Origin of the sequence: Paradesulfitobacterium ferrireducens (genome assembly GCF_017310645.1) — a bacterium.
GTDB lineage: Bacteria > Bacillota > Desulfitobacteriia > Desulfitobacteriales > Desulfitobacteriaceae > Paradesulfitobacterium > Paradesulfitobacterium ferrireducens.
On record NZ_JAFLRH010000025.1, the window covers coordinates 1 to 25480 of the forward strand.

Here is a 25480-nt window from a genome sequence, read left to right on the forward strand (position 1 = left end):
AGTAGAATACAATATTCCGATTCTTTTAATCGAAAGGATAGTGACGGTGTTGCATCTACAAAATACTCAGCATGGTTTGAAAAATAATCGGAATACATCAAATAACGGAATATGCCCTAAAATTCCGATATCGGAATTTTAGGGCTCTGCTGGAGAGCAACCTGAGCGCCCAACTGGTTTCTGCCGGAGGAAGGGAACGGATGTTTTTCTTCCTCTCCTTCCTTACGGGCAGAACCAAAGCGATAAACTCCAGGGGCAAAGCCCCTGCCATTTACTAAGATGCTTTCAGATTACCTGAGGCAAGTAACTGTTCTCGGTAATAGTTTGAGCGCTTGATTAAGGGAGGGTAACCACCGTTGGTGGTGTAAATTCGTTTCCTGTTATAGTAGATTTCAATAAATCGAAACACCATGCTTTTTACAGTCTCCATCCTCAGAGTTTCTGTTTTGACCTTATGGATGAGTTCTTTCTTGAGGGTTGCAAAAAAGGACTCCATCCGGGCGTTATCGTAGCATTTTCCTGTACCGCTCATGCTCTGTATCGCTCCATACTTGGCCAATGTTTCACGGTAAGCCCTACTGGTATATTGGCTTCCCCTATTACTATGGAACAGCATTCCAAAGGCTTGATACTTCTTAGCTGCTGAAGTGAAAGCATCGACACAAAGTTCTGCCCTCATATGGTTTGCCATTTTTAATCCAACAATCGCTCCGTCAAAGCAATCTAGAATGCCGGCTAAATAAAGCTTGCCATCAGCTGTTGGGATTTCAGTGATGTCACCAAGCCATTTTTGATTGGGTGATGAGGCGCTAAAATCCTGTTGAATTAGGTTCTCACTGGCTTGTGCTGCGGGATCTGCCTTAGTAATTCCTTTGGCATGGAACTTTTTCCTGAACATGAGATGATGCTCTTTGCAAAGCTTAAGAACCAAATAATAGCTCCTGGTATAGCCATGGAAAAGCTTCAAATCCAAATAGATTCGATAGGGTCCATAGTCCTCATTTTCTGCACGAATCTCACGGATCTTAGCCAAAAGCTCATCATATTTATAGGGGCGGTCTTGGAGTCTAAGCCATTTGTAATATCCTGCTTCACTAACCTTTAGTACCTTACACAATTCTTTAACGCTATGCTCAGCTGGAATTTTTGTCTTTTGGGCCCTTATAAACCTAAAAAGTTCTCGTGCAGCTACTTCTTTTGGCTCTCGGTGAAAAAAGCTAAAGCTTTTTTAAGAATATCATTCGCTGATTCCAGTTCCTTGATCTTTTTCTCTAACGTTCTCATTTCCGCAGTTTTAGGGTCTAGACGGGGATGTCCGCTGCCAACAAATGCGATGGCTCCATGTTTTTTGACTTTGCCCCGCCATGTGTACAGCGTCGTTAGAGGTATGCCTAACTGCTCTGAGGCCTTTGTGGGTCCTATTTCGTAGGACAATTTGATGGCTTCTTCTTTGAAGTCTTTGTCATAATCTCGCAATCTGGATCCCTTCCCTTCTAGTGGTTATTATTTCCAGAATTACGAGTTTCCTGACTCAACTAAAATGATACTGCTTCATAACGAAAATGGGGATCCTTTAGGCGGTCCCCATTTTCGTTACTTTCTTTTGAGCTAGTTATTATTTACATTGTATCCCTATAATGTCGCCTTGTCGTGTTTCACTTGTACAATATGTGGCCCTTTAGAAACCAACTGCCAAAGGATGAAACTTAAAAGTCCGAAGATAAAATTTAGGACTCCCAGAACCAAGATCCGATTGGTCCAGTTAAAGGAAATAAGCATCATACCCACACTTCCCATAACTGTAATAGAGCTGTTCATCAAGGAAGAGGCTGATCCCGTATCCTCCTGTTGCTGTTCAAGCATTAGATTGGCACTGGGCGGACCGATAAGACTTCCTGCCAATGTGGACGGAAGGAGCGAAACGGCAAACCACCACGGACTAAGATTTCCAAAGGTGCCAACTAGCAACCCGCTTAGGGATAGTACCAAGTAACACGCACTTATAATTGTTCCGCTTTTAAATCGGCCGGAAAGCCTCATATAAAGCATCGGGCCTACGACCATGAACACAGCGTTACCTGCAAAGAAATAGCTAAACATTTTTTCACTCAAGCCGAATTGATCGATATAGATATACGACGACGATGAGATGAAAGCCATCAAAGGTATTGACCGAAGGGCAAAAGTCACTAACAATAAGGTAAATCCGGGATTCTTTAGTACTACCCCGAGCCGGGAAACCGACTGTAGAATGTTTCCCGTGTTGCGATGTTGAATGGTTTCTTCCATGGCAATCGCACCCGCAAGCGCCAGAATCCCTGCGCCGGACAAAACCCAAAAAATTCCTCGCCAGGATGATACACTTAAAACAAATGCACCGATTACCGGCGCTACAATTGGGGCAATCATCATCATTGAAAAGACAAGCGCCAAAGCAGTTTCCCGCTTCCGGCCCTCATAAACATCCTTAACAACAGCTGAACCCACAGAGGTGACAGCCCCACTGGCGACTGCCTGAAAAACCCGAAAGCCGATAAGTTGGTAAACATTCGTAGACAAAGCACATAAGACACTGGCAGTTGTATATAGAATCAAGCCGATCAGTAAAATGGGCCTACGGCCATACTTATCACTTAGAGGACCCCAAAACAAGGTCGCTGCGGCATAAAAAATAAAAAATAGCGTTAAAGTAAGGTTAATGAGGCTGGCAGGAACCTGGAAGTTATCTGCCATGTGTGGTAGGGCTGGGAGGTATAAATCAGTGGACAGAGGAATATAGGCGCTTAGGAAGCCTATTAAAGCGAGGAGTCCTTTCTCGCCCAGATATTTCTGTCCACTCAGTTTCGATCCGTCAGGTTTACTTGTTTCCATTATCATATTCCCCTCAATCAAGACGTTCGAGATACATACTATCCGTGAAATAATCAGAAAAAGTAACACTGCCGCCCAGCTCGATATGGCGTATCTTGCGGTATAACTCTTCCGCAAAAGCTAACTCACGATCATCAAGAAGCGCCCGAATTGCACCCATATGGGCAGCATTGCCAACGGCCTTTATTCTTTCCGGCGGAATATTGGGAACTAGGCCGATATTCAAGATATTTTCAGCCTTAAGATACGTGGCAAACGTACCGGCTAAAATCACTGAATCAAGGTCGGATACCGCTAATCCTGCCATCTCCACCAAGGTTTTAATCCCTGCGCACACTGCCCCTTTCGCATATTGAAAGGCTGCGATATCTTTTTGGGTGATGGTAATATCCCGTCCTTGATCCAAGCCATAGGCAAGGACAAACTCATTGCCTTTTTCAGTCCCCCGGATTCGACGTTGAAGCTCTATAGGAAGGTTTGAAATTGCTTCAGGGTCCCCAATCCTTCCTTGAGCATTGATTACCCCGGTCCGTCTCATCTCGTCAATTCCTTCAATCAGGCCGGAGCCGCAAATTCCGATTGGGGTCTGGCCGCCGATGACTCGACAACTCACCCCTTGCTCAGAGAGTGTTATGCTTTCTATAGCGCCCTTCCTTGCCCTCATGCCATTCGTGATGCCTGCTCCTTCAAACGCCGGACCGGCTGCAGTGGAACAAGCCACCATGGTATCGTTCGTTTTCAAGAACAACTCACAATTGGTGCCGAGATCGATTAACAGATGGTTCCCAGGTTCCAATACTTCCGGCGCGCCGAGAACAGCTCCTAAAGTATCTCCCCCCACAAAGCTTCCGATATTCGGGAGCAGGAATACTTTAGCTTGAGGATTTACGTCCAGGCTCAACTCATGTGCTGAAAATTGTAACGGACGATTGCAGACAGAAACAAAGGGAGCAACTGCAAGGTGTGAAACGTCAAGCCCGGTGAAAAGGTGATGCATTGTTGTATTGCCAACAATGGTCATTTTAATAATATCCTTAAGATTTACGTTTGTTTTAAGGTTAAGTTCATTAAGCAAACGATTAATGGTTCTCCGAATTGCATTTTGCAATAAGACAGCATTCTGCCTGCTTTCACTGGCAAACGAAATACGGGAAATGACATCAGCCCCATAAGCAGTTTGTTCGTTTTCAGTTGATACAACCTTCAGAACCGTTCCCTGCAAAAGATCAACTAAGGCGACAGCTACACTTGTTGTTCCAATATCGACAGCTGCCCCAAACAACGTTGACCTTGTATCGCCTGCTTCTATATCAAGAATTTCACGGTCTGTGACTGTAGCGGTCAGTGTATAGTTGTCAGCACGGATAACTTCAGGAGCCTTGCCGATAACATTTAAACTGGAAGCAACGATATTTTTTCCGGTGACGTTGATTAATTCGTCCACCGTACGGTCCCAGTCTCCCCGTTCATCGGCTAATGTCGGCTTGCTGAGGGTAAGGAAAACCTTCTTGACTCCAGGGTCCAAGGTTGCAGCCTTCATCCCTAAGAGCGCAGCTTCCTTCCGATCCAGCTTATCCACAACATCAAGTTCAATGATCATACCGTTTTCCGGAATTACTGCACAGGCTAGACGAATTCCAGCCGCAAGTTCTGTTTCATTCAAATGCTTTCGATCACGTTCAGTAGGCTGGGGAACCCTTCCTGATATGCGAACTTTGCATTTACCACAGGTTCCTTTGCCATTGCAAACATTCTGAACAGAAAGGCGATGGCGAACTAATGCGTCCATTAACGTTTCATCTGAATCGGCAGTAATCGTTAAATCCGGGAGTACCTTTATCTCCATAACGCCCTCCTGTTAATCTGATTGTTAATCTGATTAATTAAACCATCCTCTTGCTCTCTACTTTATCGTTTTACTATTTGAACAATATCAATCCTACATATGAAACGGTATTAGGGCCATTTGAATAGGGTATTTCATAATGTTTCAGCAGGTTCATGACGTCAATTCCATACGCTTCCACAGATGATATTGCTTTGTCGGGAAAAAAGCATTTCTCCCCCGTGAGATAGGCGCATTTTGCACAATACATACAGGGACCTGCGTTTAATGGTAGGATTTGTGCAAAGATATCCTCATGCTTTACATGCTCGAGTAGTTTCCTGAATACCTTTTCGTGATTGGCTTGTCCCTCTTGCATGCCTTCCCAATCATAAGAATCTTCCAACTGATGGACTGTCTGAAACAAAAGACCCTGTTTAAAGCTCAAAGCCCGCCTAATCAAATCACTGACCGTCCCAACCGCAGGAGGACACATCCAGTTTTTATCGTAGCATCCACATGAATTCTGTTCACATTGTTTTCTGAAGTCTTCGCTAAACGGAATTTTAGCCACTTCAACAATCGAAGCATGTGTGGCGTTTAATTCAAGGGCCTCTTTTACTAAATCGTTTAGAACCGTTTTCATATGATTGCTCCTTTTCAAAAGAGAGAGCCACCGCAGGCTCTCTCTTCAATGTAGAGCAAAAGTTAGTTTACCTACTCCTTAGCATAACTTCTGCTTAAGCCTCAATTATACATTCAAAAGGCAGTCGGGTTAGAACATTTCTTTACTCATTCTGTCGATCGCTTCACTGACTGAATCATATACACCCGGAAATGCACTCCAATTTCCTCCCATGGTTAAACAAGGGATAAAGTATAACTTGCCGCAATTCTTGCAAGCTCTCTCGACTTCTCTGGCAGCTATTTCAGGTGTCCAGGCCGGAAAATCAACCACACCGCTGTCAATATCACCCATAAAGCTGATTTTGCCCCCATATTGTTTAATAAGCTCAGGCGTGTTGTTCGTTGTCATGACACCCTGCCAGATATCGACTCCCATTTCGATCATATAGGGAACCAGATTTGCGGCATAGGAATCACTGTGATGCACGATGAGTTCAACCCCATTGGCCTTATAGAAACCGTAGATTTTCTTGTAGGCCGGCAAGTAGAACTCTTCAAACATCTCCGGGGATATGAAAGAGTTTTTTTGGCTGCCCCAATCGTCATGATGGAAAAGACAATCCGGGTGGATTTTGTCGATCAAGACTCTGGCAAAGGCTAACTCACGCTCAGTAAGATAATCAATCAACTCATGCATAGCCTCGGGTTCTTCATACAAAGCCATTAAGGCATCTTCCATGCTCATAAGATGATGGGTCATCTCAAAGACGCCGGGTGCCACAAACGGTGTGACAAATTCCTCGTTACGGTCAACCGAATTTGCGTGAGCCACAGCCGCGGCCCATGCTTCATCCGATGTTTCAATAGCGGGTGCCTTAACGTATTTTCTCCATTCAGTGATATCTTTCAATACCTTGTGTTCATCATCATGCACAGGGAACATGCCAATTTGGCCTTCCGGCCACTGCCATGTAATGCCCCATTGGTCTTTCCAAGTCTTACCGTAATTCATCTCTAATCCTGTCGGAACTTCCATGATGAAATGCATAAACTCATACTGCTTAACAAATCGATCCGGATTTCCACCTTTAATCGTTTCTAATAAGTTCTGTCTTTTGGTTAACATAAACCCTCGCCCTCCTTATACTTCCAGCTTGTTTCAAGCTTTTACTAATTCTTTGGCTTTAACAACAGCCATGCCGGCATCGGGAGCAAAACCGTCAGCGCCGATACTATCAGCCATCTCTTGGGTTACAGGTGCACCGCCGACGATAACCTTGAATCCAGTCAAGCCGCTGCCTTTAAGGGTTTGCACAGTTTCCTTCATGGCCGGCATCGTTGTTGTCAGAAGTCCTGAACAGGCCACTAAAGTAACGTTTTGATTTTCTTTAATAGCCTCAACGAATTTGTCTGCGGCTACGTCAACGCCGAGGTCAACCACACTAAACCCGGCACTTTCAAGCATCATCGCAACGAGGTTTTTGCCGATGTCATGGAGATCGCCCTGAACTGTTCCGATAACACATGTCCCCAATGACGATGTGCTCTCAACGGCGAGAAGAGGTTTGAGTACGTCAACACCCTTGGACATGGCTTTAGCAGCCATTAGCATTTCAGGAACATAAGCCTCCCCTTTGGAGAATTTGTCACCAACAACCTCCATAGAGTCAATCATAGCTTGAAGAATATCACCTGCTGCGTTTCCTTCATTCAATGCTTCCTGGACCAAGCCTGGAACGAGCTTGGCTTTTCCTACTTCTACCATAGCTTTTACTTCTTGGATTTTAGACATTTCTGTAGCCCTCCTTATAAATCTAGATAACATGTCTTATTTTTTTTGGCCGAATAAACCTTCTCTAAATGCTTCGATGTATTCCATGCAGTATTCATCTTTTCCTAACAGTGCTTCCGTTGCGTAGATCATACCCATCAAATCCTGATTGGTCGGACTGAGAATACCGCTGTCCATACCTGCACTCATCATCAGTACAGTAAAAGCCTGATTAACGAGTCTTCGCGCAGGAAGATTGAAAGAAACATTACTCAAACCACCTGTCACATGGATCTCCGGATACCGTGCTTTAATTTCTTTGATGACGTCAACGATCATATTAATGCCATCTTCCGAGGTACAGAGCATTTCGACCAGCGGATCGATGTGAAGGCGCGAGGGGGCAATCTTAAATTCCTCAGCTCTTTTCATGATGTGGGCAAACACATCCAGACGTTTTTGGGCTGTCTTAGGAATCCCGCTGTCGTCGCAAAGAAGGGCCACACATTCCCACTTTGTATCTGCAATGACAGGGAAGATAACATCAATCTTGTCTCCTTCACCGGATACAGAATTAATTAGCCCCGGCTGTTTGCAGAACGGAATCGCTTCGACAATAGCCTGGGCATGCGGGCTGTCGATAGCGATCGGCGTGTCTGTAACCTCCTGGACCAGGCCGATCAGCCACTTCAGAGTTTCAACCTCAATGCTGACATCCGTGGAGGCACACACATCAATAAAGTTTGCTCCAGCATCGGCCTGGATTTTAGCGAGATTGCGGATTAAGTCCGCGTCTTTTTCGGCAATTGCCTTAGCTACAGAAGGAATTGCACCGTTGATTTTTTCACCGATAATAATCAATAAATCTCTCTCCTTTTTCTGCTTTTTGCATTCACCTTGGCTGAAGTTTATAATTAATCAGATAAAAAACACCTTCCTTTTACTTTTCTAAATTAACTGATAAAGTTTAGAGTGATTATAAGTGAATATATTTTAAATTTCGATTTTATAACCTGTAAGCCTTTGTATATACATCTGAAATAATTAAGGATATTTCGTTCACATTGCACGATACTAGTGAGGGAGGTATTTAGATGGAACAATCGAAACCCACTCTAAATAATAATCACTTTCTAGCACAAAACTCGCTTAAACTCTTGGATGCTCTTGCAGGGGAAGGCAGCTTGCAACAATTAGTTGAAATTGGGTATGAAATGTTTGGGAACCCAATCTTGGTTATCGATATGAGTTTAAAAACCATCGCCTACTCATCTAATTCAAAAATCAATGACGACCCCGTATGGAATGAATACGTCAATTCCGGTTATCCATCATTAAGTTTAGTAAATTATTACGCATCGAATAAACTCAGCCAGCTCGTTAACCGGAGCGAATCCCCTTTTTTCTGGACTGATCCTTATTCAAAATATCCCCGGATTATGAGTAAAGTAGCATTCGGCGGCAAACCAATTGCTGTTTTAAGTATTATTGCTCATGATAAGCCCCTTCAAGATTCAGATCTTGAGCTTGCTGCCCTCTTATCTAAAGCTATCTCCATTGAGCTGCAAAAAAATCAATTCATTCACTATTCACGAGGATTAGTACATGAAAACTTTATTAAAGAGCTTTTAGACGGAAAGTTCAAGGATGGGAAAATCATTGATGAACGGATTAAAGTCTTAAATCTAACCTTCAGGAAAAATCTTTACACTCTCACGCTTGATATCAGCCGTTTTGATAATACAAAAACGTCCTTGACTTATTTGCGCAATGAACTTGAACAAAAGATACCCCACAGCAAGGCCGTCGTTTATGATGATAAGATCGTTTTAATCATGAGTTATGAGGATGACCAATTCTATAAATCCGAGATTAAGAAGTTAAAGATGTTTTTGAAAACCTACCATTTATATGCCGGTATTAGCCGTTGTTTTCATCATTTGGAAGACGTACATGAACATTATTTCCAATCATTGGATGCCTTACGATTGGGCATGATGCTTAATAAGGAAGAATATTTTTACCCATATGATGAATATGCCATCTATCACTTTGCAGAATCGTGTTCCGGTGTTGAAGATCTCAAGAAGAATTGTCATCCTTCTCTTTTGAAACTGATCGAGTACGATAAGGAGAATAATACCGACTATACCCGCAGCCTCTATACCTATATTATTCATTCCAAAAACATTACCGATTCTGCCAAAGCCTTGAATATCCACCGAAATACGATGTTCTACCGGCTTGAGAAAATCGAAGTCATTATGGATATCGATATCAATAACAGTAATACATTCCTTCATTTGCATTTATCGTTCAAAATTCTGGAATTGTTGAAAATAAATTTGCCGTAACGGAAATTTCCATCCTCCATTTAGGTGGTAGGATGGAATTGTATTTGTAATGGAAAACCTCGTGTCGTTTTATGTACCACAAAAATGGAACACTAAAAATAGGGTACTGCCTCTTAAAATCACTAAGAGACAATACCCCATTTCTTTATAGTACAGTTACCTTCCAACTCTTGGTATACAAGGGCTTTGAGAGCTTTATCTAAACTATTTCTTGCTTCAATTTATTGACCCTTATTGCTTATCGCAGCCTGAGCCGCGGCCAGGCGGGCGATCGGCACCCTAAACGGGGAGCAGGAAACGTAATCCAAACCGATCAGGTGGCAGAACTCGATCGAAGACGGTTCCCCGCCGTGTTCCCCGCAAATTCCCAGCTCGATACCCGGATTGGCTTCGCGGCCGAGTTGAACCCCCATCTTCATCAATTTGCCAACCCCTTCGCGGTCAAGCACAGCAAACGGGTTGTTTTCCAGGATGTCCTTTTCCAGATAGGCCGGGAGGAATTTCCCTTCCGCATCGTCGCGCGAGAAGCCAAAAGTGGTCTGGGTCAAATCATTGGTGCCGAAGGAGAAGAAGTCGGCGACTTTCCCGATCTCGTCGGCCAGCAAGGCCGCCCGCGGGACTTCGATCATGGTGCCCACTTTATAGGCAAAGCGGACATTTTGCTCCTCCATCACAGCTTCTGCGGTATCTTCCGTCAGTTTGCGCAGCATCTGTAATTCCTTGGTGTCAATGATCAGCGGGATCATAACTTCCGGATGGATCTCATACCCTTCCTTAACCAGACGGGCAGAGGCTTGGAAAATGGCCCGGGCCTGCATGGCATAAATTTCAGGGAAGGTAACGGCCAGACGGCAGCCGCGGTGTCCAAGCATGGGATTCAGCTCGGAAAGTGCCCGCACTTTACGCAGGAGTGCCTCTTTTTCCGCTAATTCGTGAGGATTTTCCCCGGTGAGCTTCAGCTTGGTGATTTCGACCACGAGTTCTTCCACATGCGGCAGGAATTCGTGAAGCGGCGGATCGAGCAGGCGGATCACTACCGGCAGTCCGTGCATCACCTTAAGGATGCCGTAAAAGTCTCCTTCCTGCATGGGCAGCAGTTTCGCTAAAGCTGTCTCCCGCTCAGCCAGGCTTTGTGCCAGGATCATTTCCTGGACAATCGGGATGCGGGCAGGATCCATGAACATGTGCTCGGTGCGGCACAGTCCGATTCCTTGAGCGCCGAAGTCGCGGGCGTTTTGGGCGTCATGAGGTGTATCTGCATTGGCTTGGACTTTAAGGACACGGATCTCATCGGCCCACACCAGAAGTTCCTTGAACTCACTGCTCAGTTCGGGGTCAATCATGGGTACAGCGCCTTTAATCACACGCCCGGTAGCCCCATCGATGGAGAAGACCGTACCTTCAGGATAGACCACATCGTCAATGGTCACAGTGTGGTTCGCATAGTCAATTTTCAGGGCTTCACAGCCACAGACGGCAGGCTTGCCCATATGGCGGGCCACCACCGCTGCGTGGCTGGTCATGCCGCCGCGGCTGGTCAAAATTCCTTGCGCGGCCAAGATTCCATGAATATCATCCGGCGTAGTCTCGGTCCGCACTAAAATGACCTTCTCGCCGGCATTGCCGAGCTTCTCAGCCTCATCGGCATCCAGGACGATCTTGCCCGAAGCGGCTCCCGGCGAGGCCGGAAGACCGGTAGCCAGCACATCCAGTTTGGCTGAAGTGTCCATGCGGCGGTGCAAGAGCTGGTCAAGCTGCCCCGGCTCAATGCGGCCGATGGCTTCTTCTTTCGTGATCAAGCCTTCGTGGCAGAGTTCGACCGCCACCCGGATAGCAGCGGCCGCGGTACGCTTGCCGTTGCGGGTTTGCAGGATATAGAGTTTTCCTCTCTCAATCGTGAATTCGATGTCCTGCATATCGCGGTAATGCGCTTCCAAATTGGTGGAAATCTGCACAAACTGGTCGTAAATCGCCTTGTTCTCAGCCGCCAGACTGGCGATCGGCTGAGGAGTGCGAATCCCGGCCACGACGTCCTCACCTTGGGCATTCATCAAATATTCGCCGTAAAGAGCCTTCTCCCCGGTAGAAGGATTGCGGGTAAAAGCCACCCCTGTGCCCGAGTCATTGCCCATATTGCCGAAAACCATGGATTGCACATTGACCGCGGTGCCGATGTTGTCCGGAATATTATTGATCTTGCGGTAAACGATAGCCCGGTCATTGTTCCAGGAGCGGAAAACTGCCCGGATCGCTTCTTCCAGCTGGACCTTGGGGTCAAGCGGAAAAGGTCTGCCGGTCGTGCGCTGAATAAGTTTCTTATATTCCGCAACCATCCATTGAAGGCTCGCCGGGGACAGCTCGGAATCATATTTAACCCCTTGCTTGGCTTTAGCTTGTTCAAGAATAACCTCAAAATGATGATGCTCTACCTCTAACACGACATCCCCGAACATTTGGATGAAGCGGCGGTAGCAGTCAAAGGCGAAGCGTTCATTCTGGGTCGCTTCGACCAACCCCTGAACCGTTTCATCGTTTAAGCCCAGATTAAGTATGGTATCCATCATTCCGGGCATGGAAAACTTGGCTCCGGAACGCACGGATACGAGCAAGGGATTCAGGCGATCCCCAAAGATTTTGCCGGTAGCCCGTTCCACCTCCGCTAAAGACGGCTCGATTTGAGCCCACAAGCCCTCCGGGAACTTCTGACCATTTTCATAGTACTCGTTGCAGGCCTCAGTCGTGATGGTAAACCCCGGAGGCACCGGCAGGCCGATATTAGTCATTTCCGCCAGGTTAGCCCCTTTCCCCCCTAAGAGGTCACGCATCGAAGCCTTTCCTTCCCGAAACAGGTAAACGTACTTCCTAGACATGTCTCTCCCCCTTAAAAATTATTTCTAGTACCAGGCTCGCTGTCTCTTCGACTGCTTTGCCAGTAGCATCAATAATGGGACAGCCAATTCTTTTCATAACCCCGCGGGCATACTCCAGTTCTTGCATGATCCTCTCGAGGCTTGCATAGTCCGCTTTGGCGCCGAGGCCGAGGGTTTTTAGGCGTTCAGTCCGGATTTGATTTAAGACATCAGGCCTTAGCGTGAGCCCGATGACCTTATGCGGGGAGACTTTGAAGAGTTCCTCCGGAGGGTTCACCTCCGGCACCAGCGGGATATTGACCGCCTTGATCCCTTTATGAGCCAGATACATGCTCAGCGGCGTCTTGGAAGTGCGCGAAACCCCGATTAGCACGACATCCGCAAAGAGCGACCCCCGTGGATCTTTGCCGTCGTCATACTTAACCGCAAATTCCACCGCCTCCACTTTGCGGAAGTACTGTTCGTCAAGGCGGTGCGTGATATTCGGAATATGGCTGGGAGTCAGTCCGGTCTGGGTGGACAGGGCGCCGATCAACGGTCCCAAAATATCTATCGTCTGCAGATTATACTCTGCTGCTTTATGTTCAAGATAAGTGCGCAGGTTAGTCAGAACAAGCGTATAAGCGAGAATGGCTTGCTCTTTCGCCGCTTCCTCGATGATCTCATCCAGATGGGATTCATCCCGCACATATGGCACACGCCGGATACGGGTACGCACTCCGTTAAACTGAGCGGCGGCAGCCCTGCTTACAAATTCCGCGGTCTCGCCCAGAGCATCGGAAATCACATAAATCACAGGTCTCTCAATTGGCAAATCAACACCCCCAGCTATTCAGGGATTCAGAATTCAGGAGTCAGTAGTCAGAATAGCTCAGAATATGTTTCCAGCTAATGCTCCTGACTCCTGACTACTAACCCTACATCTTCGCAATTTCCACAAACAGCTTCGCTACATTCGTCTTGGTAAAGCGTCCGACGACTTCAAACTGAGACGCCCCGTTTTCATCAATAAATTCCTCAACCACCGGCAGGCTGTCAACCTGGTGCTGCACCAGCTTTTTCGCCGCATCCAGAACCGGTTCGTCCGCAGCCGTCATAATAATGTTCGGCATCCGGGTCATAATGACTCCGATCGGCACTTGTTGGATATCGGTTTTACCCAAGGCAGCTTTCAGCAAATCTTTGCGTGAAACCATTCCTAAAAGTACCCGGTCTTCATCCACCACACTGAGACTCCCGACATTCTGGGTAAACATGCCCACAATGGCCTCATACACACTGGCATTCTCTTTCACAACGGCAGCCATTGACTTAAAATCCCCAACACGCAATTGCCTGAGCTTTTCTGCAAACGGAGAGAGTTCCGCTTTACCCCGGTAAAAATACCCGACTCGGGGACGAGCGTCTAAGACACCGGCCATCGTCAAAATCGTCAGATCCGGACGCAAAGTTGCCCGTGTCAAATCCAGCTTGGCCGCAATCTGTTCTCCTGTGATGGGACTGGACTTCTTAACGATTTCCACAATGCGCGCTTGACGTTCTGTGAGTTCCACCCTTATCACCGCCATTTTCCCGAAGCTTTAGAAATTAGAAATCAGGAGGTGTGAATTCCCTCAAACACCTCCTATTTTAACATATAAATTGAAAATGTGTTATACTAATTGCAATTTTTTCGTTCAAAATTACTAATTATTTATTACCAGTAAGGTATCAGAATTCAGTAGTCAGAAGTCAGAAGTCAGAATACCACTAGATCCCGGCTCTCTTCTCCTGTCTCCTGACTCCTGCCCTGAAAATAGACGAGGGGCAATTACTTAGCGAACCGTAGAGCAGAGGAGCGTCGAGAGCGTAGTTGATTCAGCGTTAAGCAGCGTCACGGTTCACTTCAGGTATTACCCTAAGGTTTGGCGCTGTAGCTGAATCAACAAGCGAACAGCTCCGGCGCGTGGTGAGCGGGTAATGCACCTTGGCTATTTTCATCCATCAGTGGTGCCGCATAGCGGCATGGGAGTCTGACTCCTGTCTACTGAGTACTTACCGCACCCTATGCGCTTAGCAGGCTTAAATCCCCCAGGCAGCCGAGCATTTCCACACACTGTCCGAGCAGAGCCAAGCGCGCCGCCCTCAGGTTCTCATCTTCCACCATAATCATGACCGCTAGGAACAGCTTCTCAATAGAGGGCACCAGTTCAGCAGCGACTTTATACGCCTGTTCGTATTCAGCCGCCTCAAGCAGATTGTCAAAGCGCTCCCGGCGCAAGAACAGCTCTTCAGCCAGCTTAATTTCGGCCGGGTCCTCCAGAACCTTTTCATCAAACCCTTTAAGCTCTGCCTTTTTGCTTAAGTTATAACAGCGGACATAAGCCTGCACATACTCTGCAAATCCGGAATCATCCCGCTTGGCATGCAGTACCAGGGCTTTTTGAGCGGTGCGGAAGAGCTTGTCGCTTCCCTGGGCCAAGACCGCATCCACCGTATCATAACGTAATCCTTGATCCTGGAGGATATAACGGAGGCGTTGCTGGAAGAAATCCTGCAAGAGCGGAAGAATCTCGTTTAACGGTAGAATTTGGACTCCCTGCTCCCCAAACAACCGGTGAGACTCACTGACCAACTGTGCGAGAGAGAGATCCCATTCTGCTTTCAGCAAAATGCCGACAATTCCCTGAGCCTGACGTCTCAAAGCATACGGATCTTGGGAGCCGGTCGGCTGAATGCCGATACCGAAAGCTCCGACAATGGCATCCAGTTTATCCGCGATACTGACTATCCGGCCTGCTAAGGACTCAGGCAGGGCATCTCCGGCAAAACGGGGCTGGTAATGCTCCACGATTCCTTGGCACACTTCCGGGCTTTCCTGGCTTAACTTCGCATATTCCGCCCCCATAATGCCCTGCAGCTCCGGAAAATCGTACACCATTAGGGTGGCCAGGTCGGCCTTGGCCAGAAAAGCAGTGCGGTCCACCAGCTCTTGTTTTTCCGTGCCCAGACCCAGGCTGCGGACGATAAACCCGGAAAGGGAGCGCAAGCGCTCGACCCTGGCCCTCACCGTACCCAGTTTTTCGTGGTAGACGATTTTTTCCAGTTTCCGGACAAAGTCTGAAAGCGGAACCTTAGAGTCTTCCCGGTAATAAAAAGCGGCGTCTTCAAGGCGGGCCTTCAGGACTTTTTCATTGCCTGCTTTCACTTTCTCCAGGGCTGTTTCATCTCCGTTGCGCACGGTGATGAAGTAAGGAAGGAGCTTTCCGGCAGCGGAACGGACCGGGAAATAGCGTTGATGTTCCCGCATCGGGGTGGTAATGACTGCTTCCGGTAGTTCCATGTAGCGTGCCGGAACTTCTCCCAACAGGGCAGTGGGATATTCTACAATGTGTATAACCTCGTCCAGCAGTTCCTCATCCTCCGCGACTACCCCTCCGGCTTTTCCAGCCAAAGCCTGAATCTGGTGCCAGACATTGATTTTTCTTTCCTTTGAATCGACCAGAACATAGCCCTGGCGCAATTTATCCTTGTACTCAGCCGGCTCCTGCAAAACTATCGGTTCTTGAGCCAGGGTGCGGTGCCCTTGAGAAACCCGCCCGGCTTTAAGCCTGACAAATTCAAACTCCAGGATTTCCTCCCCATACATGGCCACCAGCCAGCGAATCGGGCGGGCAAAACGGAAGTCCAAATCCCCCCAGCGCATGGGTTTGGGGAAATGGAGAGAGGTGATCAAGTCACGGCAGAGTCCCGGAAGCAGAGATTTGCAATCCTTTCCGGTCTCCGACTTTTGGGCAAAGACATAGGGCACTCCGTTCACTTCCTGGGTAAATAGGGAATCTACACTCACCCCCTGGGAACGGGCAAACCCTTCGGCGGCTTTGGTCGGTTTTCCGTCCGGACTATAAGCCGCTTTCACAGCAGGCCCTTTTACTTCCGTGTTCAGGTCTTTTTGTTTCTCAGCCAGTTCCTTCACCAGGAGCGCCAGCCGCCTGGGAGTAGCATATGAGTTTACCTCCGCAAAGTCTAACCGCATCTCCTGCAGCCGTTTGTGCGCCAGTTCTTCCAGCTGGGCCATGGCTCCCGGAATAAACTTGGCCGGGATTTCTTCCGTTCCAATTTCTAAGAGAAAGTCTTTACTCATCTCATCCCACCTCCTTGACACTTGTGCCTTTGAGCAAAGGAAAACCGAGTTTCTCGCGCTGTTCAACATAGGCTTGAGCGCACAGGCGGGCCAAGGCCCGGACGCGGGCAATATAGGAAGTACGCTCGGTAACGCTGATCGCCCCTCTGGCCTCCAGCAGATTAAAGGTGTGGGAGCACTTTAAGACATAATCATAGGCAGGAACCACCAAACCCTTTTCTACAGTACGCTTGGCCTCGCGTTCATACATGTCGAACCAGATCTGGAGGGCTTCAATGTCGGCAGCCTCAAAATTATAGTGGGAGTAGTCGATTTCGTTTTGGAGATAAATATCTCCGTAGGTCACATCGCCCACCCACTCGATCTCATACACGCTGTCCTTGTTTTGAATAAACATGGCCAAACGTTCCAGACCATAGGTGATTTCCGCACTCACCGGCTGGCAGTCAATGCCGCCGCACTGCTGAAAATACGTAAATTGAGTCACTTCCATACCATCCAGCCAAACTTCCCAGCCTAGGCCCCACGCACCCAAGGTCGGAGACTCCCAGTTGTCTTCCACAAACCGGATGTCATGTTCTTTGGAATTAATTCCGAGCCGTTCCAAGCTTTGCAGGTATAATTCCTGGACATTGGCCGGAGAAGGCTTGAGAATCACCTGGTATTGGAAATAATGCTGAAGACGGTTGGGGTTTTCCCCGTAGCGCCCATCAGTCGGACGGCGTGAGGGTTCAACATAAGCCACATTCCACGGTTCCGGTCCCAGAGCCCTCAGAAAAGTGGCCGGGTTCATCGTGCCCGCCCCTTTCTCCACATCATAGGGCTGGGCAATGATACACCCTTGTTCACCCCAGAATTGGTTGAGGAATAAAATCATATCCTGAAATTTCATGTTAGGCCTCCCTTTATCGATGTTCGATGTCGATGTTCGTGGTTCGTGTTTCGATGTTTGATAAAAATAAAAACTCCCACCCCCGCAGCTTCCGCTGCAGGGACGAGAGTTATTCCCGCGGTTCCACCCTGCTTGATCCTTTCGGATCCACCTTCGTTTTCGATGTGCTCCGAGGCCCCACACTTGCCGCTTCCATCCGGCTTCCACCCTTCCGGACTCGCTTCAGGGAAGTTTAAGCAAGCTTATTCTCTTCATGGCACAAGAGGAATATATTTGCAAGTTATTATATGCAATGGACAGGCTCTTGTCAATCTGGTTACCCATTTTCTGGTTACCCATTTTCCAAGTTATCAAGAGCATTCTTTTGTATTCCAATGCTGCGATAGTATTCGATAATGTATTGATCCACTTTTTGACTGAGCTTAAGAAGCATTTCTTTACTTACATTCATGTTTCCCGCGTTATTGAGAATTGCTCTGGCAATCTCCATTTTATCTGTTACATGCATCTTTTTCACTCCGCATATTACTTGTAGTATTTCTTAGTCATTATTTTACATTAAGTGTTTGCTGATTGCAAATATTAAATACATGCAGCTTGCAAGTTCTGATACCCTGCAAAGTCAGCTAAAGTTATCATCAGTGAGGGGTGAAGTATGTGGAAATAAAGGATGCAATTGATAACAGGTCTATTGGGCAAAGAATCCGGCAAGAAAGAGACAAGCTTAAACTTTCGCGAGAAGAGTTTGCTGAAATTCTAGGACTTTCAGAATACTATATTGGGCAACTCGAACGAGGAGAGCGGCAAATGAGCCTCCCTGTATTGGTTAGAGTCTCTCACTGTTTACATTTGTCTTTGGATTACCTAATCCTGGGGAAGAATGTTGCCAGTCCTTCTTATCTAAACGATAGTCTTAATAATTACGATACTTGTGATACACCCGACATCACTGGGATATCAGACTCCTCCGCTATTATTAATACCTCTATTAGTGACGAAGAATCCAAAAGGATTATTAATGAATTGATCAACAAGTGCTCATCAAAGGAATTAGATTTAATCAGAAAACTAATTATAACGATTCTCCCCTACATGTAGGCTTAAAACGGGGAAGTAATTGTCTTGATCAAAATCTCTAAAAGAGAAACCTTGATTCAGCTTGAACTGGAATCAAGGTTTCCTTTTTCCTTTGGCATATCAGAAGCTAGGGTTAAATCCCGATTGGCTCAGAATCATTTTCATCTTCAACTTCCCTGATAATGACTGTATCCGTAACCACCACCGGCTCTGCCACCGGGGTTTTGTCAACTTCCAATTCATAATGGGCCAAAGCTGCTCCGGCTGCACCCAATAGACCTAAAAGCCGCAGCCCGGGACGCCGCCAAAAAGTATAGGCCAAGGCTGCCCCTAAAGGGGCGGAAACGCTCAAGAGGGTCTTGTCCCGGCGTTTTAAATTCACCTTGGTTTGATTCAGAGCTTCCATCTTGTCTTTTACATCTTCCCAGACTTCCCGGCCCCGGTTCTTCCACGTCCCGGTCATGGCTTTTTGCTCTGATTCAAGATCAGCCAAAGCCCTAATCACATCTCCCCCAGCGGCTTTCAGTGCTTTGCTGGCCTCATCATACCCTACTCCCATACGTTCCCGAAGGATGTCTATCTTTTCCAGTTCGCTCCACATTTCTTCATTCATTGCGGCTTCACCCTTCCCGTTGATTGTTGATGCCTTCTCCTCCGATTTCATTGCCCATTCGCCAGGAGCGCAGGTTATGTTCAAACTTCTCTTCACAATATTGTTGGAGTGCTCTACGTACTTCCTGCTCCATCCAAACTGGCCAGCGCAAGCGCTTTACTTTCGCCCACTCGGCCTGAGCGAGCCGGCGCATAAAGGCCAAGGTACCCTGGCTGAGTGTTCTGCCGCTTAAAGTTCCACGGCACGAGGAGCAGACAGTCCCACCCGCCTCCGGACTGAAAAATACCCTTTCTCCTTGGATTAGCGCTCCGCATTCCGCACATTCCTCCAAGCGCGGGGAATATCCCAGAATCTCCAGCAAACGCAAGGCAAACAGGCTCTGGACAAGAAAAGGATGTACCTCAGCTAACATAAAGAAACAAGTTAATGTTAGAGTAAATAAATGGGGCTGGGGCTCTTCCCTCACGGTCGCCGCGTCCAAAAGTTCTGCAATGGCCGTGGCCGCCAAGGTTCGGTCTAAGTCATTCCACAGATGGGGAAAGCTTTCTCTGGGGCTGGCTTGAGTTACAGTGTCCAAGGTACGCCCCCGGTGCAGGAGGAAGTCGGCATATGTAAATAATTGCGCCCCGGCGCGCTGGCGGCTGGTCGGTTTGCGTACTCCTTTGGCCACGGCCTGCAGTTTGCCGGATTCCCGGGCAAAAAGAGTAAGCAAGCGGTCAGACTCACCGTACTCGCGGCTGCGGATCACTAAGGCATCCGCCTGATAAACTGCCACGCGCGGCCACCCTTTCTATTTTTTGTCTCCCCGCATCCTAATATGCATAAATGGATGGTCGTTAGGAAAGTAAATTTGAGGGTTCAGGAGTCAGGAGTCAGGAGCGCTATCGAAGCGCTCGTGCCTAAACGATCTGCCCCTGCTTCCACCAGTTGCAGGGCTAATTCACGGGTGCGCACGCCGCCTGCGGCTTTGACTTTGACCCCCGCTCCGACCCAGGCCTTGAGCTTTTGCACATCGGCTACAGTCGCTCCACTGCTGGCAAACCCGGTCGAAGTCTTGATAAACTCCGCCCCCGAGGTACGCACCAGCTCCGCTGCCTGCTTTTTCTCTTCCTCGGTCAAAAGCGCGGTCTCAATAATTACTTTCACAACCAGGCCGCAGCTATGAGCTGCTTCCACGACCCGGTTGAGATCCCGTGCCGCCGCATCCCAGTTGCCTGCTTTCATACAGCCGATATTCATCACCATATCTATTTCTCTCGCTCCCAGAGCTTTAACGGCAAAGACTTCCTGAACCTTTATTTCCGTTAGCGTAGCCCCCAGCGGAAAGCCGATTACCGCACTGACACCGATGCCGGTGCCATGGAGCAGTTTAGCGCAGGTACGGACATGCACCGGATTGACACAGACTGTGGCAAACTTATATTTCTGTGCTTCATGGCACAGATTGACGATATCCTTTTCCGTGGCATCCGCTTTGAGTAAAGTGTGGTCAATCATGGCCGCTAAGTTCATAGAGATCCCCTTCCTATCTATTCAGGTGTTTCAAATATGGCAGCATGCCCGCATATTACTCACGAGAGTCATACCCCAGCTCACGCAGGGATTGCTGGCGGTTGCGCCAGTCTTTTTTTACTTTTACCCACAGTTCCAGAAACACTTTGCTTCCTAAGAACTTCTCTATATCTTCGCGGGCCAGGCGGCCAATTTCTTTGAGCAATCGGCCCCCGCCCCCGATGATAATCCCTTTTTGTGAGTCCCTCTCCACAATGATTAAGGCACGTACTTTCACTAAAGTCTGCTTCTCCTGAACTTCCTCGACCACGACCGCGATTGAGTGGGGCACTTCATCCCGGGTTAAGGCAAGCACCTTCTCCCGGATTAACTCTGCCATGATGAAGCGTTCAGGCTGGTCAGTCACCTCATCTTCTGGATAGTAGAGCGGCCCCTCTTCTAAGTGGTCAAAGATAACTTTCAAAAGCTCATCCGTATTATCCCCGGTCCTGGCCGAGATCGGCACCACCGCCCTGAAATCAGCTAACCCGGCATACTGCTCGACCAGAGCGATCAGCTGCTCCGTGCTTAACAAATCAATTTTATTTAAAGCCAGAATACAAGGGGTACCGGCTTCCTTAATCAGATGAATAATATATTCTTCCCCGCTGCCATACTTCTCCGAAGCATCCACTACATACACCAGGACATCCACATCCCTGAGGGAATTCCTGGCTGCGTCAACCATGTATTCCCCCAGCTTATGCTTCGGTTTATGAATCCCCGGGGTATCTAAAAAAATAATCTGTCCCCGCTCTTCCGTAAGTATGCACTGGATCTTATTTCTGGTCGTCTGGGGCTTATCCGACATGATTAAGACTTTTTGCCCCAGCAAATGGTTGAGCAAGGTTGATTTCCCGGCATTCGGACGGCCGATAACCGCCGCAAACCCGGAACGGAACCCCTTAGACTTATTCGACATAGAAATTCTCCTGTCTTCTGCCCTGTAAATATCGGCAAGGTAGCTTGCCTGTTACATTCATCAGTGGTGCTGCGTAGCAGCATGGGAGTCTGACTCCTGACTCCTGACTCCTGACTCCTGACTCCTGCCCTGAAAATAGACGAGGGGCAATTACTTAGCGAACCGTAGAGCAGAGGAGCGTCGAGAGCGCAGTTGATTCAGCGTTAAGCAGCGTCACGGTTCACTTCAGGTATTACCCTAAGGTTTGGCGCTGTAGCTGAATCAACAAGCGAACAGCTCCGGCGCGTGGTGAGCGGGTAATGCACCTTGGCTATTTTCATCCATCAGTGGTGCCGCATAGCGGCATGGGAGTCTGACTACTGACTCCCGACTCCTGTCTGGATGTACTCCGGCCCGAATGAAAACGGCAACAGTTCCTGCAAAGAGGTCTCTTTAACACGGCCCTGCCCATTTACAAGCAGAATCCGGCAATTCCCGGCAAACTCCCGCATGACCTGGCGGCAAGCTCCGCAGGGAGACGGGAATTCTTCCGTCGGCACCGCAATCGCAATACTTGTCAGTTCCCTTTCCCCGGCAGCCGCGGCTTGAAAAATGGCGGTGCGTTCTGCACATACGGTCAGGCCATAACTGGCGTTCTCGACATTCGCACCGGTATATATTTTTCCGGATGAAAAACGGGCGGCCGCACCCACGGGGTAGTTGGAATACGGTACATAAGCCTTTGTATAGGCTTCCCGAGCCAGGCGGATTAAATCCGCGTCCGCTGCATTTTTCGTGTAATTATCTTCGGTCACAGGACTTTCACCTCAATTCCCGCCCCTGCTTGGTTTTTCATGTTCACCATATCTGTTCCAGCCAACGCCAAAGCGGAGGCCCGAAAAGGAAAATCCCGATCACCACGGATTGCAGAGCTGTCACCAGAACTGCCCCCGCTGCGACATCCTTAGCCATACCGGCCAGAGGATGAAATTTAGGCTGGGCTAAATCAACCACCAGTTCAATCGCCGTATTCATCACTTCAGCGGTGATAACACTCCCAATCGCATAAATCACCAGCACCCATTCCCATCGGCTCAGGCGCACCCACCAAGCTGCCCCAAGCACCAGGATAGCCGCTATGGCATGAAACTGCAGGTGTCCTTGGGTTTTCCAGCTGTACATCAAGCCGCGCCAGGCTAAAGCCAAACTGCGGGTAAAGCCGGCCGGTTTCTGGTACTTGGTCATCTCTGTCTACTCCCTCTCAAGCCCAAGCCGGGCCATCACTTCTTCTTCCTTAAGTCTCATCGCCCGGCGCTCTTCGTCCTGTTCATGATCATAGCCCATCAAATGCAGGGTTCCGTGCACTGCCAAGTACACCAGCTCACGGGCCAGGGAATGCCCGTACTCCATGGCCTGTTCCCGGGCCCGCGGTACAGAAATGATAATATCCCCCAGTAAATCATCCGTCAGCTCAAATTCCCCGGTACTGATTTCCGGTTCCTCCTCGCTCTCCTCCCGGAGCGCAAACGAGAGCACATCCGTCGGGCTGTCAACGCCCCGGTATTCCCGGTTTAACTCATGGATCCGTTCATCATCAACCAGACTAAGGCTTACTTCACTGTCCTCCGAACCCCCCGCCAGGAGCAGCGCCTGTTCAACTCCCTGACTTAACAGCCGGGTTAAATGCTCCTTTTCCTCCGGGGAAAAACTTTCTTCTTCCCATAAAATATCTAGATTCAATCCGATTCGGTCCTTTCCTAAGCTTCTTTGGAATCTGATGCTTCATAGGCTTCAACGGGAGCGCCGGAAGCCTTCGCATCCTCGGAGGTTGTTCCCTCCGCCGCATTACTGGCATGATTCCCGCCCCGGGTCGGTAAATCCGGATATTCCACCCGGGAGTGAAAGATTCCGGTTAAGACCCGGACAAAAGCCATCGCAATCCGGTCTAAATCCTGAAACGTCAGATCACACTGGTCCAGCTGCCCGTCGTTCAGTTTATCCTTAATAATTTTCCGGACTAACCCCTCAATCCGCCCTGGGGTGGGCTGTTTCATCGAACGCACCGCAGCCTCCACACTGTCGGCAAGGCAGACCAAGGCTGCCTCTTTGCTCTGCGGCCGCGGCCCATCGTACTGAAAGGCTTCTTCCGGAACATCCTCATTCTCTTCTTTCGCTTTATGGTAAAAGAAGCTGACCAGGCTGTCCCCATGATGCTGCGCAATAATATCCATAATCGGCTGAGGAAGCTTGTTTTCCTTGCCTAACTCCAAACCGTCTTTCACATGGGAAGTGATAATAAGTGCGCTTAAAGTGGGCGCAATCTTATCGTGAGGATTATCCTGAGCGAATTGATTTTCAATAAAGAAATAGGGGCGTTTTAATTTCCCAATGTCATGGTACATCGATCCAACCCGCACCAAAGCCGCATCGGCATTTACAACCTCGGCTGCAGATTCCGCCAAATTCCCGACTAAGATACTGTGGTGATACGTCCCCGGAGCTTCCATCAGCAAACGCTTTAAGAGCGGGCGATTGGGATTGGACAGTTCGAGCAGCCTGACCGCCGAAGTAATGTTAAACCCTGACTCAAACCAGTGCAATGTGCCCACGGTAAAGACGGAAGAAGCAAGGCCGTTGACAATTCCGAGTAAGACACCGACCGCCCACACGGTGAGCCGCATTCCGGACATAAGCGCGATGCCGCTCACTGTCAGCACATTTACCGCGGAAATATAGAGCCCGGCTCTGGCTAAGTCCGAGCGCTGGCTTAAGTGGCTGACGCTGTGCACCCCCACCAGTCCGCCAAATAGGGCTACCAGCCCCACTTGAATGCCTGACGACATCGCTAAGGTAGGATCTCCCAGCAAAGCTACAAAGACCGCCAGCACGACGGAGCCCAACAGTGCCGCTTCCACATCCACCAAGATGGCTATGGACATCGTGGCCCAGGCCACCGGGATCAGCATCCCGGCCAAGGCGTTATATTCCGCCCCCCCAAGATTTAGGGCAATAATCCCTTTGCCCGTAATCAGCACTAAGGCCATGGTGAGACCGATTAAAACCATCTTTTTGAATTCCAGATTCGCCCGTTTGTACTGTAGGACGTAAACCGCGATCGCCGCCATTCCCCCCAGCACGATCAGAGCAATCCCGGCGGTGGAACGCCAGGGCGTGCGGTTGTCGATCAAGCCGTAAGCAGCCAGTACCGCATACGTGCTTTCATCGATAATATCTCCAATGCCTACGATTTTCTGACCTGCTTTATACCGGTGCACCTCAAGCTTGACTTCGGCACGCGCCTGATTGCGTAGTTTCTCCGTAGCCTGTTCATCCAGAAGCAGGGTCGGGCGGTTCACTTTAGCATTTATAAATGTCTGGACAAATTTCTTTAGTGGATCAGAAAGGGCACTTTGTTCAGTGTCCTTCATAATTTTCCCTTTTAAGGCAGCCACATCAGCCTGAGTGCGGGCACCGGAATCGAGATTACGCGCCCTGCCGATAATAATCGCAGTTACCGTATCCTCCGCACTATTCAAATCTTCCGCAGGAGTGCGCATGAGTGCCGACAAATCCCCCTCTGCCATCAAAGCGAAAGGCTGGGTCTGCTTTAATTTGGCCAGACGCGTGTCTTGGGCCGAATTCATGGCATCATGCAGGGCAGTAAACGCCTGGCTTAAATCCTGGGCCAAACTTGAAATGTAGTCCTCATCCGGATTATAGACCGGTTGGACAGCTTTGGCTGCCTCCTCCTGATCCCGGTGATATTTTTCAATATCTTCAATGTTTTTATCCCAGGGTGCGGGGATATATTGGGGACTGGGATCACCGACTTCAATATTAAGTTTCGACACAAACAAATTAGAAGCAATTAAAAAGGTAAACAACAGAAAATACACCACGGCAATAATAACCCTTTGCCACGTGGTGCCTTGCACAAAACGTGTGAAAGAACTTGTCCAAATCTTGCGTAAATCCAACCTCATCATCCTTTTATTAGCCGTTCAC

The 25480-nt window shown here is 48.4% G+C and carries 23 protein-coding genes and 1 pseudogene; 2 read left to right on the forward strand and 22 right to left on the reverse strand.

Annotation, left to right across the window (positions count from 1 at the left end):
* Positions 1–274: 274 nt before the first annotated feature.
* The 8 genes and pseudogenes from J0X21_RS09865 to J0X21_RS09900 form a co-directional block, all read right to left on the reverse strand.
* Positions 275–1168: pseudogene (locus tag J0X21_RS09865) on the reverse strand (IS3 family transposase); the annotation flags it as partial.
* Positions 1169–1188: 20 nt separating this feature from the next.
* On the reverse strand, positions 1189–1476 hold the full coding sequence (locus tag J0X21_RS09870) for a transposase (RefSeq protein WP_206812040.1): 288 nt from the start codon (positions 1474–1476) through the stop codon (positions 1189–1191).
* Positions 1477–1632: 156 nt separating this feature from the next.
* A complete protein-coding gene (locus tag J0X21_RS09875) occupies positions 1633–2871 on the reverse strand; it encodes a multidrug effflux MFS transporter (RefSeq protein ID WP_206812041.1) in 1239 nt (412 codons plus the stop codon).
* 13 nt (positions 2872–2884) lie between these two features.
* Positions 2885–4717 carry an ASKHA domain-containing protein gene (locus tag J0X21_RS09880; RefSeq protein WP_206812042.1) on the reverse strand — a complete coding sequence of 611 codons (1833 nt, stop codon included), beginning with the start codon at positions 4715–4717 and terminating at the stop codon, positions 2885–2887.
* Positions 4718–4790: 73 nt separating this feature from the next.
* The gene (locus tag J0X21_RS09885) at positions 4791–5342 is read right to left on the reverse strand and encodes a DUF2284 domain-containing protein (protein ID WP_206812043.1); all 552 of its coding nucleotides are present in this window, start codon (positions 5340–5342) and stop codon (positions 4791–4793) included.
* 129 nt (positions 5343–5471) lie between these two features.
* Entirely contained in the window at positions 5472–6449 is a 978-nt protein-coding gene (locus J0X21_RS09890; protein ID WP_206812044.1) for a uroporphyrinogen decarboxylase family protein, read from the reverse strand.
* Positions 6450–6482: 33 nt separating this feature from the next.
* Positions 6483–7115 (reverse strand): corrinoid protein, encoded by a 633-nt coding sequence (locus J0X21_RS09895; RefSeq protein WP_206812045.1) that lies wholly within the window; start codon positions 7113–7115, stop codon positions 6483–6485.
* Positions 7116–7151: 36 nt separating this feature from the next.
* On the reverse strand, positions 7152–7955 hold the full coding sequence (locus tag J0X21_RS09900) for a methyltetrahydrofolate cobalamin methyltransferase (protein WP_206812046.1): 804 nt from the start codon (positions 7953–7955) through the stop codon (positions 7152–7154).
* Between the two features lie 233 nt (positions 7956–8188).
* Between J0X21_RS09900 and J0X21_RS09905 the strand changes: the two genes are divergently transcribed.
* Positions 8189–9448 (forward strand): PucR family transcriptional regulator, encoded by a 1260-nt coding sequence (locus tag J0X21_RS09905; RefSeq protein ID WP_206812047.1) that lies wholly within the window; start codon positions 8189–8191, stop codon positions 9446–9448.
* Between the two features lie 221 nt (positions 9449–9669).
* Here J0X21_RS09905 and ppdK read toward each other — a convergent pair whose 3' ends face one another.
* From ppdK to J0X21_RS09935, 6 genes are all read right to left on the reverse strand, one after another.
* Positions 9670–12318 carry a pyruvate, phosphate dikinase gene (ppdK, locus tag J0X21_RS09910; protein ID WP_206812048.1) on the reverse strand — a complete coding sequence of 883 codons (2649 nt, stop codon included), beginning with the start codon at positions 12316–12318 and terminating at the stop codon, positions 9670–9672.
* Positions 12311–13132 carry a pyruvate, water dikinase regulatory protein gene (locus tag J0X21_RS09915; RefSeq protein ID WP_206812049.1) on the reverse strand — a complete coding sequence of 274 codons (822 nt, stop codon included), beginning with the start codon at positions 13130–13132 and terminating at the stop codon, positions 12311–12313. The genes ppdK and J0X21_RS09915 overlap by 8 nt, the downstream gene beginning before the upstream one ends.
* A gap of 103 nt (positions 13133–13235) precedes the next feature.
* Positions 13236–13871: a helix-turn-helix transcriptional regulator gene (locus tag J0X21_RS09920; protein ID WP_328812680.1), complete on the reverse strand. Its 636-nt coding sequence runs from the start codon at positions 13869–13871 to the stop codon at positions 13236–13238.
* Positions 13872–14362: 491 nt separating this feature from the next.
* Complete coding sequence (glyS, locus tag J0X21_RS09925) at positions 14363–16441, reverse strand: glycine--tRNA ligase subunit beta (RefSeq protein WP_206812050.1); 2079 nt, start codon at positions 16439–16441, stop codon at positions 14363–14365.
* A 1-nt stretch (position 16442) separates the two neighbouring features.
* Entirely contained in the window at positions 16443–17333 is an 891-nt protein-coding gene (glyQ, locus tag J0X21_RS09930; protein WP_206812051.1) for a glycine--tRNA ligase subunit alpha, read from the reverse strand.
* Between the two features lie 331 nt (positions 17334–17664).
* Positions 17665–17841, reverse strand: coding sequence for a Spo0E family sporulation regulatory protein-aspartic acid phosphatase (locus J0X21_RS09935; RefSeq protein WP_206812052.1), 177 nt, complete (start codon positions 17839–17841; stop codon positions 17665–17667).
* Between the two features lie 149 nt (positions 17842–17990).
* Here J0X21_RS09935 and J0X21_RS09940 point away from each other — a divergent pair, with 149 nt between their 5' ends.
* The gene (locus tag J0X21_RS09940; protein WP_206812053.1) at positions 17991–18431 is read left to right on the forward strand and encodes a helix-turn-helix domain-containing protein; all 441 of its coding nucleotides are present in this window, start codon (positions 17991–17993) and stop codon (positions 18429–18431) included.
* 112 nt (positions 18432–18543) lie between these two features.
* On the opposite strand, the gene J0X21_RS09945 is transcribed toward J0X21_RS09940, so the two are convergent.
* The 8 genes from J0X21_RS09945 to J0X21_RS09980 all read right to left on the reverse strand — a co-directional run bounded on the left by J0X21_RS09945 (position 18544) and on the right by J0X21_RS09980 (position 25461).
* Positions 18544–19023: a DUF4342 domain-containing protein gene (locus J0X21_RS09945; protein WP_206812054.1), complete on the reverse strand. Its 480-nt coding sequence runs from the start codon at positions 19021–19023 to the stop codon at positions 18544–18546.
* A 7-nt stretch (positions 19024–19030) separates the two neighbouring features.
* Complete coding sequence (gene recO / locus J0X21_RS09950) at positions 19031–19798, reverse strand: DNA repair protein RecO (protein WP_206812055.1); 768 nt, start codon at positions 19796–19798, stop codon at positions 19031–19033.
* 83 nt (positions 19799–19881) lie between these two features.
* The gene (gene deoC, locus J0X21_RS09955; protein WP_206812056.1) at positions 19882–20535 is read right to left on the reverse strand and encodes a deoxyribose-phosphate aldolase; all 654 of its coding nucleotides are present in this window, start codon (positions 20533–20535) and stop codon (positions 19882–19884) included.
* A 55-nt stretch (positions 20536–20590) separates the two neighbouring features.
* Positions 20591–21496, reverse strand: a complete 906-nt coding sequence (gene era / locus J0X21_RS09960; protein ID WP_206812057.1) for a GTPase Era — start codon at positions 21494–21496, stop codon at positions 20591–20593.
* Between the two features lie 356 nt (positions 21497–21852).
* Entirely contained in the window at positions 21853–22290 is a 438-nt protein-coding gene (locus J0X21_RS09965) for a cytidine deaminase (protein ID WP_206812058.1), read from the reverse strand.
* A 43-nt stretch (positions 22291–22333) separates the two neighbouring features.
* Positions 22334–22720 carry a diacylglycerol kinase family protein gene (locus tag J0X21_RS09970; RefSeq protein WP_206812059.1) on the reverse strand — a complete coding sequence of 129 codons (387 nt, stop codon included), beginning with the start codon at positions 22718–22720 and terminating at the stop codon, positions 22334–22336.
* A gap of 6 nt (positions 22721–22726) precedes the next feature.
* The gene (gene ybeY, locus J0X21_RS09975; RefSeq protein WP_206812060.1) at positions 22727–23215 is read right to left on the reverse strand and encodes an rRNA maturation RNase YbeY; all 489 of its coding nucleotides are present in this window, start codon (positions 23213–23215) and stop codon (positions 22727–22729) included.
* 17 nt (positions 23216–23232) lie between these two features.
* Positions 23233–25461, reverse strand: a complete 2229-nt coding sequence (locus tag J0X21_RS09980; RefSeq protein ID WP_206812061.1) for an HD family phosphohydrolase — start codon at positions 25459–25461, stop codon at positions 23233–23235.
* Positions 25462–25480 lie beyond the last annotated feature (19 nt).

Bases quoted from the DNA above. Each gene is read 5' to 3' on its own strand.
- J0X21_RS09880 (WP_206812042.1), bottom strand. From the start codon at position 4,717: ATGGAGATAAAGGTACTCCCGGATTTAACGATTACTGCCGATTCAGAT.
- J0X21_RS09895 (WP_206812045.1), bottom strand. From the start codon at position 7,115: ATGTCTAAAATCCAAGAAGTAAAAGCTATGGTAGAAGTAGGAAAAGCC.
- era (WP_206812057.1), bottom strand. From the start codon at position 21,496: ATGTCGAATAAGTCTAAGGGGTTCCGTTCCGGGTTTGCGGCGGTTATC.
- J0X21_RS09970 (WP_206812059.1), bottom strand. From the start codon at position 22,720: ATGACCAAGTACCAGAAACCGGCCGGCTTTACCCGCAGTTTGGCTTTA.
- J0X21_RS09890 (WP_206812044.1), bottom strand. From the start codon at position 6,449: ATGTTAACCAAAAGACAGAACTTATTAGAAACGATTAAAGGTGGAAAT.
- J0X21_RS09905 (WP_206812047.1), top strand. From the start codon at position 8,189: ATGGAACAATCGAAACCCACTCTAAATAATAATCACTTTCTAGCACAA.
- J0X21_RS09980 (WP_206812061.1), bottom strand. From the start codon at position 25,461: ATGATGAGGTTGGATTTACGCAAGATTTGGACAAGTTCTTTCACACGT.
- deoC (WP_206812056.1), bottom strand. From the start codon at position 20,535: ATGAACTTAGCGGCCATGATTGACCACACTTTACTCAAAGCGGATGCC.
- ppdK (WP_206812048.1), bottom strand. From the start codon at position 12,318: ATGTCTAGGAAGTACGTTTACCTGTTTCGGGAAGGAAAGGCTTCGATG.
- J0X21_RS09945 (WP_206812054.1), bottom strand. From the start codon at position 19,023: ATGAATGAAGAAATGTGGAGCGAACTGGAAAAGATAGACATCCTTCGG.
- glyS (WP_206812050.1), bottom strand. From the start codon at position 16,441: ATGAGTAAAGACTTTCTCTTAGAAATTGGAACGGAAGAAATCCCGGCC.
- J0X21_RS09885 (WP_206812043.1), bottom strand. From the start codon at position 5,342: ATGAAAACGGTTCTAAACGATTTAGTAAAAGAGGCCCTTGAATTAAAC.
- J0X21_RS09875 (WP_206812041.1), bottom strand. From the start codon at position 2,871: ATGGAAACAAGTAAACCTGACGGATCGAAACTGAGTGGACAGAAATAT.
- glyQ (WP_206812051.1), bottom strand. From the start codon at position 17,333: ATGAAATTTCAGGATATGATTTTATTCCTCAACCAATTCTGGGGTGAA.
- J0X21_RS09935 (WP_206812052.1), bottom strand. From the start codon at position 17,841: ATGCATGTAACAGATAAAATGGAGATTGCCAGAGCAATTCTCAATAAC.